Annotated in this window: 12 protein-coding genes; 7 read left to right on the top strand and 5 right to left on the bottom strand. The window is 32.6% G+C overall.

Annotated features, from left to right (window positions below; translation table 11 throughout):
* The first annotated feature begins 106 nt into the window (after positions 1-106).
* The 5 genes from ACP15M_RS13145 to ACP15M_RS13125 all read left to right on the top strand — a co-directional run bounded on the left by ACP15M_RS13145 (position 107) and on the right by ACP15M_RS13125 (position 4397).
* Complete coding sequence (locus tag ACP15M_RS13145; RefSeq protein WP_425077664.1) at positions 107-1624, top strand: sensor histidine kinase; 1518 nt, start codon at positions 107-109, stop codon at positions 1622-1624.
* Complete coding sequence (locus ACP15M_RS13140; RefSeq protein ID WP_425077663.1) at positions 1617-2300, top strand: response regulator transcription factor; 684 nt, start codon at positions 1617-1619, stop codon at positions 2298-2300. Before ACP15M_RS13145 ends, ACP15M_RS13140 begins: the two co-directional genes overlap by 8 nt.
* Before the next feature lie 33 nt (positions 2301-2333).
* The gene (locus ACP15M_RS13135; protein ID WP_425077662.1) at positions 2334-3116 is read left to right on the top strand and encodes a hypothetical protein; all 783 of its coding nucleotides are present in this window, start codon (positions 2334-2336) and stop codon (positions 3114-3116) included.
* 2 nt (positions 3117-3118) lie between these two features.
* Positions 3119-3733 (top strand): deoxynucleoside kinase, encoded by a 615-nt coding sequence (locus ACP15M_RS13130; RefSeq protein ID WP_425077661.1) that lies wholly within the window; start codon positions 3119-3121, stop codon positions 3731-3733.
* 112 nt (positions 3734-3845) lie between these two features.
* On the top strand, positions 3846-4397 hold the full coding sequence (locus tag ACP15M_RS13125; RefSeq protein ID WP_425077660.1) for a hypothetical protein: 552 nt from the start codon (positions 3846-3848) through the stop codon (positions 4395-4397).
* On the opposite strand, the gene ACP15M_RS13120 is transcribed toward ACP15M_RS13125, so the two are convergent.
* From ACP15M_RS13120 to ACP15M_RS13100, 5 genes are all read right to left on the bottom strand, one after another.
* Complete coding sequence (locus ACP15M_RS13120) at positions 4387-5388, bottom strand: App1 family protein (protein ID WP_425077659.1); 1002 nt, start codon at positions 5386-5388, stop codon at positions 4387-4389. The two genes, ACP15M_RS13125 and ACP15M_RS13120, sit on opposite strands and share 11 nt — an antisense overlap.
* An 82-nt stretch (positions 5389-5470) precedes the next feature.
* Positions 5471-7882, bottom strand: coding sequence for a sodium-translocating pyrophosphatase (locus ACP15M_RS13115; protein ID WP_425077658.1), 2412 nt, complete (start codon positions 7880-7882; stop codon positions 5471-5473).
* Positions 7883-7999: 117 nt separating this feature from the next.
* A complete protein-coding gene (locus tag ACP15M_RS13110) occupies positions 8000-8527 on the bottom strand; it encodes an inorganic diphosphatase (RefSeq protein WP_425077657.1) in 528 nt (175 codons plus the stop codon).
* A gap of 60 nt (positions 8528-8587) precedes the next feature.
* Positions 8588-11098 (bottom strand): DUF5686 family protein, encoded by a 2511-nt coding sequence (locus ACP15M_RS13105; RefSeq protein ID WP_425077656.1) that lies wholly within the window; start codon positions 11096-11098, stop codon positions 8588-8590.
* 72 nt (positions 11099-11170) lie between these two features.
* Positions 11171-12154 (bottom strand): pyruvate dehydrogenase complex E1 component subunit beta, encoded by a 984-nt coding sequence (locus ACP15M_RS13100; protein WP_425077655.1) that lies wholly within the window; start codon positions 12152-12154, stop codon positions 11171-11173.
* Positions 12155-12281: 127 nt separating this feature from the next.
* Between ACP15M_RS13100 and ACP15M_RS13095 the strand changes: the two genes are divergently transcribed.
* Both ACP15M_RS13095 and ACP15M_RS13090 read left to right on the top strand, forming a co-directional pair.
* On the top strand, positions 12282-13388 hold the full coding sequence (locus tag ACP15M_RS13095; RefSeq protein WP_425077654.1) for a T9SS type A sorting domain-containing protein: 1107 nt from the start codon (positions 12282-12284) through the stop codon (positions 13386-13388).
* 126 nt (positions 13389-13514) lie between these two features.
* Positions 13515-14261: an electron transfer flavoprotein subunit beta/FixA family protein gene (locus tag ACP15M_RS13090; protein WP_425077653.1), complete on the top strand. Its 747-nt coding sequence runs from the start codon at positions 13515-13517 to the stop codon at positions 14259-14261.
* The last annotated feature ends 80 nt before the right edge of the window (positions 14262-14341 follow it).

Here is a 14341-nt window from a genome sequence, read left to right as displayed (position 1 = left end):
GATTTATTTTACAAATATCTAAACTTGTATGCTTTATAATGGTTAACAAGTGTTAACGTGTGTTAAGCGATTAGCATTACAATCTTTTAACATTTACATTTGAATTATGAATGCTTCAAAATACAGGTATGTTTTATACTTAATTGCCACAGTTATTATCTGTACTATTGGCATACAAGTGTATTGGAATTTTATAAATTATAAGAATAGTAAGCAACAGCTTATTAATGACGTACAAATAAGTTTAGACAATGCTGTTAACAGATATTATGAAAATTTAGCCCAAGAAACCACTTATGGCTTTGCCATTCAAGCAGATTCACATGAAGACTTATTTTCAAAAAAAGGTTCCTTAGACAGTTTAATAAAATTAATAGACAGTTCTCATCAAAATCATATCGATTTTAAAGTATTAGACTCTAGTGCTATTTCTGGTATAAATGTTATAAAAGCTGTTAGTAGAGATTCAATATTTCAAGAGTTAAGATTAACGCATCACGATTCGAGCAATCGAGCTGTAATTGCTCAACAATGGTCTTCAAAACCTGAAACTAATCCACTGTTAAACGAAGACATTAAAATTTTAACTTCAAAAGTTATATTATCGATTACCAATGACTCTTTAAATCTTAAAAAAGTTGATAGTCTTGTAAAATTAGAACTTAAACGAAAACATGTTTCTGTAGATTTTTATCTAGATTATAACACTAGTTTTAACAATACTAAAACACAAAATGACTGGTCTAATAAGTTATTTAGAACAAAAGATTATCTTACCACAAGCTCTCAATCTTCATTTTTACCTCCAGATTACTCATTAACAATTGCTTTTACAAATTCAACCAAAGCAATATTAACTCGTATGTTGGGAGGTATACTTATTTCAACATTACTCGTTCTGGCTGTAATTAGCTGTTTATTTTATCTATTAAAAATTATTAAACATCAAAAACAATTATCTGAAGTTAAAAATGACCTTATAAGCAATATCACTCACGAATTTAAAACACCCATTGCAACTATTGGTGTGGCATTAGAAAGCATTCAAAGCTTTAACACTATAGATGACAAAGAAAAAACCAAAACATATTTAGACATGTCTAACCAACAACTATCTAAATTAAATATAATGGTTGAAAAACTTCTAGAAACCGCAACTCTAGACAGTGAGAATTTAGAACTTAACAAAGACCGTTATCACATTTCTGAAGTTGTAATTTCAATTATAGAAAAGCACAAACTTCAAAATAGCAAATCTGTAAATTATGATATTGAAGATAATGTATTTGCTAATGTTGACATTTTCCATTTTGAAAATGCTGTCAATAATATCATTGATAACGCTTATAAATATGGTGGAGAAGACATTGAGGTTTCATTACTTGGGAAATCAACACATATAGAACTCGTAATTTCAGATAATGGCACATCGCTTTCAAAAGCTAATAAAGACAGGATTTTTGAAAAATTTTATCGTGTTCCTAAAGGCAATACGCATGATGTAAAAGGGTTTGGAATTGGATTGTATTACACCAAAAAAATCATTGAAAAACATCAAGGAAATATTCAATTGAGTATAGACAACAAGAATACGTCATTCAAAATCACTTTACCTTATGCTTAATAAAACAACCATACTACTGGCTGAAGACGAACCAGCTTTAGGCTTGATTATAAAAGAAAGTTTAGAAACCAGAGACTTTAATGTATTACTATGTGATAATGGTGAAAAAGCACTAGATATTTATCAAACTAAAAACCCTGAGCTTTTAGTGTTAGATGTGATGATGCCTAAAAAAGATGGTTTTACTTTAGCTAAAGAAGTTAGAGCTATAGACGATACAATTCCGATTATTTTTTTAACAGCAAAATCGCAAACTCAAGATGTGGTCGAAGGCTTTACTATTGGTGGAAATGATTACCTTAAAAAGCCCTTTAGCATGGAAGAATTAATTGTTAGAATTAATAATTTATTGAGTAGAACGCGAACACAAAAAACAGCAAACATTCTTAAGATAAGTGACTATGCTTTTGATTTTCCGAAGCAAACTCTTCAATATCAAGATCAAGACATACAACAACTCACACATCGCGAAGCCCATTTATTATTTCATTTGGTAAAAAATAAAAACCAAGTGCTTGATCGCTCAATAATTTTAAATAAGCTTTGGGGAAACGACGATTTTTTTAGCGCCAGAAGCATGGATGTTTTTATAACAAAACTTCGTAAAAAACTAAACAAAGACAATTCTATTCAAATTTTAAACGTTAGAGGTTTTGGGTACAAATTAATCTGCTAAAAGTGGTTTGATTTTTGTACTTTTCAAATCACAATGCGACACTTTCTTTACATCTGCTTATTTATATCAATCACTATCAATAGTCAAGAATCTATTGATGCTACATTAATAGATTCTTCAAACTTAAATGCAGACCAAATAATAGATATCGATAATTTTGAAACCCTATATTTTATAAAAGACCATACCATTTATAAAAACCATAGCAATAAAAAATCTATTAATTACAGCAACTACCAATTAGGAGAAATTACAACAGCTAATGTTTTCAACCCTTTAAAAATCAATCTGTTTTACAAAGATTTTAATACTGTTGTTATTCTTGATAATCGCTTGGCAGAAATTTTTAAAATCGATTTCAACACCATTCAGCCTTATAAAAATATAACTCAAGTTTCAACTGGGTTTGACAATACACTATGGATTTTTAATATCGATTTTCAACAATTAGAACTCTACGATTATAAAACCAATACAACCCGATTTTCAGCAGTTCCAGTACAGTCTGATGTTTTAGACTTAGAAAGTGATTACAATTACTGTTGGTTACTTACAAAAAACTATCTCTACCAATACAATTATTTTGGCAGTATGATTTCAAAAATTGAAAATACTGGATTTACCGAAATCTCAAAAAGCAACGGTCATCTCATCTTAAAAAAAGACAATATTTTATATTTTAAACACAAGAAAAAAGAAGAAATACAACCCGTAAATCTTCCCAAATTGTTAATAAATCAGTTTTTATTGACCAATGAAACCTTGTATATTTACGATCTTGAAAAACTCCATAAATACCAACTAAAAATCAAATAGATATGCATTTTGCAGTTGCAGGAAACATAGGTGCTGGTAAAACAACACTCACAAAATTACTCGCTAAACATTACAAATGGGAACCTCAACTCGAAGACGTTGTAGACAATCCTTATCTCGATGATTTTTATAACCAAATGGAACGTTGGAGTTTTAATTTGCAAGTCTATTTTTTAAATAGCAGATTTCGTCAAGTCGCACAAATTCGTCAAAGCGGAAAAGAAATTATTCAAGACCGAACCATTTACGAAGATGCACATATTTTTGCACCAAACCTACACGCAATGGGTTTGATGACCAATCGCGACTATGAGAACTATCGCTCGCTTTTTGACCTCATGGAATCTTTTGTGCAAGGTCCAGATTTATTGATTTACTTACGCAGTTCGATTCCTAATCTGGTTGCTCAAATTCATAAACGTGGTCGCGACTACGAAAACACTATTAGCATTGATTACCTCAGCCGACTTAACGAACGTTACGAAGCTTGGATTCATGGCTACGACAAAGGTAACTTGCTCATTATTGATGTTGACAATCTTGATTTTGTGGCTAACCCAGAAGATTTAGGAGGTATCATCAATAAAATTGACGCACAAATTAACGGTTTATTTTAGTTTACTGAGTACAGCAAAGTGGGCGTTTCCAACCTACGTTAAAACTTCGGTTGGTCAGGCTTTCTGCTATATCTTTTTGTTTTTGTTAAAGACCTTTCGTCAACTTCGTTGTGTGCTTTCAATAAAAATATATTTTCATTTCATCAATGCTCAAGGTGACAAAAACAAAAAGGATGCCGCTTCAATCCTTAACGCATGGCTAGAACGTATGATTTCAATTTATATACTTAATTCAATAGCATTTACCTTTGTGTCTTGGTGCATAGGATTAGTACTTAATAATATCATTAAAAAAATGCCATTCTATTCTAAACTCTCACATTTCAACTTTATAAAAAAGGAAGCTACGTATCGAGCTATCGGAATGTCTGGCTTTAAATGGATTCTTAAAAATTCATTCTTCAAATACTTCAATCAGAAATTAAAATTTGAAACCAGACCAAGCATTGCACAATTACTAGAGATAAGAAAGGAAATGACTTACTCAGAAATTGGCCATTATATTGCCTTCGTTTTTATCTTAGTGATTACAATTTTAAAACTCTACAACGAACAGCTTATGTATGCTACAATTTTATGTATCTGTAATATTATTTTTAACCTCTATCCTTCCTTACTACAACAACAAAACAAAAAACGAATTGATCGTATTCTCAAGCAATAAAACCATGTTGCTTTGCATGTCTAATAGCCTGTTCACTACTATCTACAAGCAATACTGGAATCTGATTATAATCATTAAAAAGCGATCTAACTCGACGCATTTTCTTTTTATGTTTTACGCTTCGTAAATAAATAGCAGCAATTTGAGACGGAAATTTTTCGGCTACATCTAAATAAATATCTGCATCATACTCACCACTATCACCTATTAAAATAAACTTTAAGTTTGGATAGGTTTTTAAAATATTCAAAATTTCAATTTGCTTCTGAGCTAAATCTCCCGATTTCTTTTTAAAAATATCTTTAAAGCTTCGCAATAAAATCGGTCCTTTTGGGAAATTGTTCTGCTTTAAAAAGAATTCGAGATAGCGATACAAATTCCACGGACTATGACTTACATAAAAAATCGGATTGGCATTTGTTCCAGAGACACCTCTGTGCAACTTGTGATAAAAATCTGCCGCACCTTCTAAAGGAATTCGGCTAGCTGCACTTTTAAAAATACTATTCAACAATACTTTCCACTTTAGTGTAGATACTACACCTGTATGGATAATAGTATCATCAATATCGCTAATCACACCAAATTCCGACTGTGAACATGGTAGTAATAATTCTCCTAGAAATCGATTTTCGTTCTGAATATGTCTTTTTATGGTTTCATTATCATAAGACATCTTATACTCAAGCCAACCATTTTGATTTGTTAAATCTTCTAAATCGTCAGCCTTTATATCAATCTTAAAATAGCCATGATTATCTGTAGTTGTAGTAATGGTTTGACCATTTATCAATGTTACTTTTAAAGTAGCATGCTTAATTTCATCCGTTTCAAAACGCTTCCAAGAATTCAATAACAAACCAAATAAGCCTTTCTGTTCAAGATTGATAGTTTCATCTTCTAAAGCACGTCCACGTATATAAAAGTGCGTATTTGTTCCGTAACTTTTAAAGGTTATAATTTGTAAGGGATCTTTTTTGAACCAGCTCATTAATTGCTTTGAAAAATTAAAAACTAAAAGTAACAAAAAAAGCCACGACTAGCGTGGCTTTATATTTAGTAAAAAACAGTTGTTATTGCTTAATAACTTCCATCTCTTTAATTACATTTTTACCTTCAGCGTCTTTGATTGACTTTTCAAAAGCTCTTAGTTTTGCTTCTACTTCAATCTCAGTACCATTAAACATTTTTTCCTTAGTCACTTCCTCTCCATTTTCAACAGTTGTATAAGTAATTGTAGCTTGAGCTAAGTCTTTAGATTCAATCGTTTTTTCGATTGTAACATCTTCAGTTGCCACAGTAGAATGATCATCTGTATGACCTCCTAATATTGGAGCAATTACTAAACCAATCAAACAAGTTAATTTAATTAAAATGTTCATTGAAGGACCAGAGGTATCCTTAAACGGATCTCCAACAGTATCACCAGTTACAGCAGCTTTATGAGCGTCTGAACCTTTATATGTCATTTCACCATTAATCTCTACTCCAGCTTCAAAAGACTTTTTAGCGTTATCCCAAGCTCCACCAGCATTATTTTGGAAAATTGCCCATAACACACCAGAAACTGTAACACCAGCCATATAACCACCTAACATTTCAGCAATTGCAATTGGATCCATTCCAAATAACATTGGAACAAAAGCAATGATTAAAGGAAATCCGATAGTTAATAAACCAGGTAACATCATTTCTTTTAAAGAGGCTTGAGTAGAAATCGCCACACATTTATCATATTCTGGTTTCCCAGTACCTTCCATAATTCCAGGAATCGCTTTAAACTGACGACGTACTTCGTGAACCATTTCCATAGCAGCTTTTCCTACTGCATTCATGGCTAATGCAGAAAATACTACAGGCACCATTCCACCAACAAATAGCATCGCTAAAACTGGTGCTTTAAAGATGTTAATTCCGTCAATTCCAGTAAAAGTTACGTAAGCAGCAAATAAAGCTAATGATGTTAATGCAGCAGAAGCAATAGCAAACCCTTTTCCAGTAGCAGCCGTTGTATTTCCAACAGAATCTAAAATATCTGTACGTTCTCTAACAATAGGTTCTTGTTCGCTCATTTCAGCAATTCCACCTGCATTATCAGAAATTGGTCCAAATGCATCAATTGCTAATTGCATCGCAGTTGTTGCCATCATAGCAGAAGCAGCTAATGCTACTCCATAAAATCCAGCAAATGCATAAGATGCCCAAATTGCTCCAGCAAATAATAATACTGAAGGGAATGTAGAAATCATACCAGTTGCTAAACCAGCAATAATATTAGTACCAGCTCCAGTAGAAGACTGCTGAACAATTTTCAAGATTGGCTTTTTACCTAATCCTGTGTAGTATTCAGTTACTGAAGAAATTACAGCACCTACAAATAAACCAACTAAAGTTGCATAAAATACTCGCATTGAAGAAATCTCTTGTAAGTCTTCTCCAAAGAAGTTCATTTGCATGGTTTCTGGTAACATCCAAGTTACAAGGCCAAAACACGATACAGCAACTAAAACAATTGATGTCCAGTTACCAACATTTAAAGCTCCCATTACTTGAGCTTCTTTTGCATCGTTACTTTTAATCTTAACGAGCATTGTACCAATCACAGAAATAACAATTCCTGCACCAGCAATTGCCATTGGCAATAAGATTGGACCAATACCTCCAAAAGCATCAGAGATAGCTCCTCCCATATCTTTAATAACATAGTTTCCTAACACCATTGCAGCTAAAACTGTAGCCACATAAGACCCAAATAAATCGGCTCCCATACCTGCAACATCACCTACATTATCACCAACGTTATCTGCAATTGTAGCAGGATTACGAGGATCATCCTCAGGAATACCAGCTTCTACTTTACCAACTAAATCGGCTCCAACATCGGCAGCTTTTGTATAAATTCCTCCACCTACTCTAGCGAATAATGCAATAGATTCAGCGCCTAAAGAAAATCCAGCTAATGTTTCTAATACAATAGTCATATCCATTGTGTTGGTCCATTCATTTCCCATAAAGAACCAGAAGAAGAATATAAAAAATGCTGTAAGACCTAAAACAGCTAAGCCAGCTACACCAAGACCCATTACTGTTCCACCTCCAAAAGAGATTTTAAGTGCATTTGGTAAACTTGTTCGAGCAGCTTGTGTTGTTCTAACATTTGTTTTCGTTGCGATTTTCATTCCGATGTTCCCTGCATAAGCAGAAAAAACAGCTCCAAAAATAAAAGCAATAACAATTAACCAGTGTGTCGTTGGCACAATAAAGGACACAGCTGTTAATGCAGCTGCTACGATAACAACAAAAACGGCTAGCAATCTGTACTCAGCATTTAAAAATGCTAATGCACCTTCATAGATGTGATCTGAAATTTCTTTCATCTTACCATCTCCAGCATCTTGTTTCATAACCCATGATTGTTTTGCTATCATGTAAATTAATCCTAAAAGTGCCAAAGCAATTGGCATGTAAATCATTAGTGATTCCATATTTAAATTTTATTTGGTTTATTAATTAGCTGGGTAAAAGTAATGAAATCCAATAAAACTAAAAAACCCTATTGCTTTTACGCAAAAGGGCTTTCTTAATTATTGGTTTATTTGTCTTTAAATAGTAAAATCTCCATTGGTTTTATGCTCACTAGTTTCATACCTCTGAATACATTTGTTAAGAATATCGTAAGCTTCTTGGGCATTTCCCCAACCACCAACATCAACTTTTTTCTTTTCTAAATCTTTATAGACTTGAAAAAAGTGAGTAATTTCTTTTTTTCTATGTGGATTTAAATCGGTAATATCTGTATAAGAATTCCAGATAGGATCAGTTACAGGCACACAAATTAATTTTTCATCTGGTCCTTTTTCGTCTGCCATATGAAATACACCAATAGGTTTTACTTCCATCACACACATTGGAAACGTTGGCTCTGTTCCCATGACTAACACATCTAATGGATCGCCATCTAAGGCTAAAGTTTCTGGTATAAAACCATAATCTCCAGGATACATCATAGAAGAGAATAGCATACGATCGAAACGTATTTTATTCAGTTCAAAATCGTATTCATATTTATTACGGCTTCCTTTTGGGATTTCGATTAGTACGTCAAATGTAAGTTTACCAGTTGCTGTCATATTATAAATTTTGGGCTGCAAAGATAATGTATTGTTTGAGTTTAGCAATTAATTTTTAATCTAAAAATAAAAGCCAAAGCTTCCAGTAACACCAAAGCGTCTAGCATCTGGTTGATCAAGATAATTACCTCTAAAATTGAAGTCAATTCGCAACACTTTAAAAATATTTGCGACACCAAAACTGTATTCGTAATACATGCGAGTATTTGGTGAAATTAAAGGAATTTCGGCTGGATTTCCTGTTGTATTCAAAGCAATATTGTCGTCTGATAAATCTCCCCAAACACCTCTTAATCCAAGTACAAATCTTAAATTATACGCCTTTAAAAATGGAATTCTTGAAAATAAGCGTCCATTAAAGTTATGCTCAATATGCATCGATGTGTAGGTGTCTGTTACAAACTCATAAAAATCGAGTTGAGGAAAGGTATTATAGATTGAGAAATAGGTTTGATTTCCAGGCACAACACTTAACAAGCCTAAAGGCACTTCGCCAAAGGTCTTACCTGCTTCAATAGATGTTGTTAAACGTCCAAAACCTCCAACTTGCCAAGGTTGTATGTATGAAAACTGAAGCTTTGTATAATCAAAATCGCTATCAAACCAGTCACGATTGCCGCGACTTATCTGTGCAAATAATCGAGCAAAATCATCATTTTTAAACTTACGCTCTACACCAAAACCTGTCATCTGACGATTTGGATAAAAACCCAATGACAAACGACTTTCAAATTGTTTTATTTCAGAAGAAACACCTGTAGACGATTCTGGATCGTTGTAATCTAAACTAAATGTTGGTGAAGCTGAACGAAGCGTTCTATAACTACCATCTAATCGTACTTCAAAATTACGTGAAGGTTCAATAGAAACGCCTAAATTTGCTAAACTGATGTTAGTTAATTTATCATTTGTACCAGCAGTAATGACAGCATTTGAGGCTAGACTTCTACCTAATACATCTGTTGAACTGGTTAAACTAGCTCCTATTTGTTCAACATCTTTACGATAACCACCAAAAACGGTAAATCTACTTTTTTTATCGAGCAGCCATTTTCCCGAAATACCATATTTAAACTTTTCATCTTTAAAGCCATAGGCTACAAATCCTTCAAGTCGCCATAAGTCATTTGGCCCAAAATACGTTCGTCCTCCTGTTCGTAAACGCAACCCTTCAACATCATTAAACCCAAACGTTGAAAATATTGGTCCATAATCAAAATTAATACTTGGAAACTCCACATAACCTGAAGCTAAAATGCTTCCGATATTATATAAACGCTTAAACTTTTTTACGGTTTTAAGCGTATCTAACATTTTGTAAACTCCTCTTTCGTCTTTGTTAAGTGATTCTAATCGATTTTCATCCCAAAAGGCATCATCACGATTGTAAACATCTTCATCATAAGAATATACTTCTTCGTCATAAAACGTTTCACCTTTTGGAATATCGAATGCATAATTTTCATAAAGTGTTGTACGCTTTCCGTAGACACCTCTAGATTTTTCCTTTTTATTAAAGGCAAAATCCGACAACATATAATCGCGCTTAATTAAAAACACAGAATCGTTTAAAACCTCAAACTCTTGCTCAATATAAATCTCTTTAACCCAATTTATATTAGCGCTCTTAGAGGCTTGCAAATTGATGTCTTTAATCGCGTAAGTCGAATCGTTTACCCAAAAGTCACCTTTAAAGGTCAATTCGTTTTTTCGACGTGGATAATAAATAATATTATAACACCATTTATTATCGATAAATGCACTATCGGAAAGCACATAGTTATAGGTTTGAATTCCTGTTCGTGATAACGGACTCACAAAACTTTTATCGAAAAACTTTAGATAGTTATCATATACATTAAAATCGGCATATAAATCATCAATAAAGTCGATAATTACTTGATTGTTACTAAAGCCCGAATTTTTATTTCCTTTTAAATCTTCTTTTTCCTTTTTTAGAAGGTTGTCGCCATATACTTTACTTATAGCTTCGTTTATAAAAATAGGCAGATAGGTTTTTCCTGTAACACTAGACGTATCAACCTCATTAAAAACAAATTCCATACCCTTAAATAGTTTGCTTTTTATAAGTGTACTATCAATGGTATTAAGGTCAAACTCTACCTTTTCGTATTTATCGTATTCGTACTGTTTAAATTGATTTAATCCATTTTTTCGCTTGCGTTCCCATATTTTTTTAAGGATTCTAATGGCTGGATTTTCGGAAGCTTTTTTAGATTGTTTTCCTGAAACAATTACCACTTCATCAAGCGCAGCAGCTTCTTCTTTTAAAACTAATTTTAGATCGTAGTTTACTTTTTGGTCGAGTTTAATTTCATTGATTTCATAGCCTAAAAATGAAACAACAATGGTGTCCCAAGTATTATCAGACTCTAAATAAAAGCGTCCATCTTCGTTAGTGATGGTTCCTTCTGTAGAACCTTTAAAGATAACATTAGCAAATGCCACAGGCTGATTATTTTCATCAAGCACATGACCACTAACTTTGGTTTGGGAAAACCCAAATACTATTCCGAAGAAAAAGAAAAAAAGAAGTAGCTTATAGTTCATAGGCAAAAAACTTCATCAACAATTATGCTAAATGTGTTAATGAAGTTTATAAACGTAAAAAAATACGATTTATTAGGCGTTAATATACATTACTTTTTTTACAGCCTTAACTACATCGTTCATATTAGGCAACCATTCTTCTAATAAAACTGGAGAGTAAGGTGCAGGTGTATCTGCTGTATTAATTTTTATAATTGGAGCATCTAAATAATCAAATGCTTCAGATTGTACTAAATAGGTAATTTCGGTTGCTACATTTCCAAATGGCCAAGCTTCTTCTAAAACAACCAATCTATTTGTCTTTTTAACAGATTCTACAACAGTTTTACGATCCATAGGACGAACCGTTCTTAAATCGATAATTTCACAAGAAATTCCATCCTTTTCTAACTCATCTGCTGCTTTATAGGCTTCTTTAATAATCTTTCCGAAAGATACGATTGTTACATCTGTACCTTCACGTTTAATATCTGCAACACCTAAAGGAATTGTATATTCACCTTCTGGCACTTCGCCTTTATCACCATACATCTGTTCACTTTCCATAAAAATCACAGGATCATCATCACGAATAGCAGATTTTAGTAGACCTTTTGCATCATAAGGATTTGAAGGCACAACCACTTTTAAACCTGGCGTGTTTGCAAACCAACTTTCAAAAGCTTGAGAGTGAGTAGCAGCTAGCTGTCCTGCAGACGCTGTTGGTCCACGAAATACAATTGGACATTTAAACTGTCCGCCAGACATTTGTCTGATTTTAGCAGCATTATTTATAATTTGATCAATACCAACTAAAGAGAAGTTAAACGTCATATACTCAACAATAGGACGATTTCCAGTCATTGTAGAACCAATGGCAATACCTGCAAAACCAAGCTCTGCTATTGGTGTATCTATAACACGTTTAGCTCCAAACTCATCTAACATACCTTTAGAAGCTTTATAAGCACCATTGTATTCGGCAACTTCTTCTCCCATTAAATAAATGCTTTCATCTCGACGCATTTCTTCACTCATCGCTTCTGCAATTGCTTCTCTAAATTGAATTGTCTTCATGTATTTTTTTTTAAATCGAATAGCAAAAGTAATAATTATTGCTAATAAAATAACATAAAAATTAAGGTAGAATATTTTCTAACTTATTGTACTTTTTCTTATCTTTAGTATCCAATAACAAGGAGATATGAAAAAAAACTACTTATTCGCTTTATCGTTTTTACTATTTAATTCTATCCTATTTGCTCAACCACATGAAATTTTATGTAACTTACTCGATACCAACATTAAAATTGAAAACACTTCTGATATACCAACTGCAACCAATAATGGAGATGGAACTATAACTTTGATTCATCCAGATCAAAATATTACAGACATCTTCTCGAATCATACTATTTATGAATTTTATCAAACATATCCTTCGGCAAATCCTGAAGGAGAACTCTTCAAATATTACACAATAGTATTTGATAACAAAGATTTTATAAATGATTTGTACGATTATACCAATCCCAATATCTATTTAATGGATCCAGTTGAAAGCACATCTATTGACACACCATTTATAAATTCTTTAAATAATAAAACCTTCAAATTAATAAAACAATGCTTTGAATCTTCAGAATCAGGTGCAGAATGCCCAATTGATGAGGATAACATTCCTGAAGATGTTGAAGTAAAATTAACGTTCAATTTTGATGCTGTTAATGATATTCTTTATCTTGAAACAGATGATATAACTACATGTGGCAATTCATTTTCTGCAGGATTTAAAGGTCAAACAGATGATGGTTTAGGCTCTAATACTGACACCACACTACAACTATGGTCTTCTCAACCTGGCATTTCAAATACAACAGATTATGATCAACCTTGTCATATAATAGAAAACACAGTGTATTCTGTTCTCGATATTGGATGTAGTGATTATAGTTATGGAAATATTAGACTCTATCAAAATGGTGTTGGTCAACTTGTAATAACTAGACATAATATGATATTTGCTCAAGATTTTTTAACCTTTGAAGAAGACAATCTCTCTATCGTAGACAACACATTCAAATACATTAAACCTTTCAAAACGTCTAACAATCCGTTTTTACAGATTTCAAATCCTGAAAATCAATCCTTAAATATTGAAATACTATCTATTTCTGGTCAAATTGTCTTAAATGAAATGCCATTTGAAAACAATTCTATTCTACTTTCAGATTTTGCAAACGGACTATATTTTATTAAAGTTAAAACTTTAAACAATCAGCAAAAAATCTTTAAGCTCTTAAATAATTAGCTTACTTAAGAAAGATAGAACTGATTTTTTATAAAATTTATTATGCGTGCATAGTAAATTTTATAATTATTATAATTATCTTCGTGCTCTAGAAAAAAATATACACTCAAAATAAATAATTTCGATATGAAAATATTAGTATGTATTAGCCACGTTCCTGATACGACTTCAAAAATTAATTTTGCTGAAAATGACACCAAATTTGACACGAATGGTGTTCAGTTTGTGATCAATCCAAATGATGAGTTTGGATTAACTCGTGCCATGTGGTTTAAAGAAAAACAAGGCGCTAACGTAACCGTTGTTAATGTTGGTGGACCAGAAACAGAACCAACACTTCGTAAAGCATTAGCAATTGGCGCTGATTCAGCAATTAGAGTAAACACTGAAGCTAAAGACGGTTTTCAAGTTGCTAAAGAATTAGCTAATGTTGTTAGCGAAGGTGGATACGACCTAGTCATTGCTGGTCGCGAATCTATTGATTATAATGGAGGCATGGTTCCTGGTATGTTAGCTGCCTTAACCAATGCTAATTTTGTTACCAACTGTATTAGTTTAGAAATTGAAGGTTCAAACGCTAAAGCTGTTCGTGAAATTGATGGCGGAAAAGAAACTGTATCTACAAGTTTTCCTTTAGTAATAGGAGGACAAAAAGGATTGGTTGAAGAAAGTGATCTTCGTATTCCAAACATGAGAGGAATTATGATGGCACGTCAAAAACCACTTTCGGTTGTTGAACCTGCAAATGCATCTTCAGAAACCTCAACAGTTAAATTTGAAAAGCCAGCTCCAAAAGGTGCTGTCACTTTAGTTGATGCCGATAACATTGATGAATTAATCAATTTACTTCATAACGAAGCTAAAGCGATTTAAGGATTGAAAATCATCCCAAACTTGATTTGGGATCTTGAGAAATTAACAAAATTAATAATGAGATCCTGAATCGAGTTCAG

The sequence above is a fragment of the Psychroserpens sp. S379A genome (assembly GCF_049800755.1).
In the GTDB taxonomy this organism is placed as follows: Bacteria; Bacteroidota; Bacteroidia; order Flavobacteriales; family Flavobacteriaceae; genus Psychroserpens.
The sequence above is the reverse complement of the archived record's forward strand: the minus strand, read 5'-3'. Positions and strand labels throughout refer to the sequence as shown.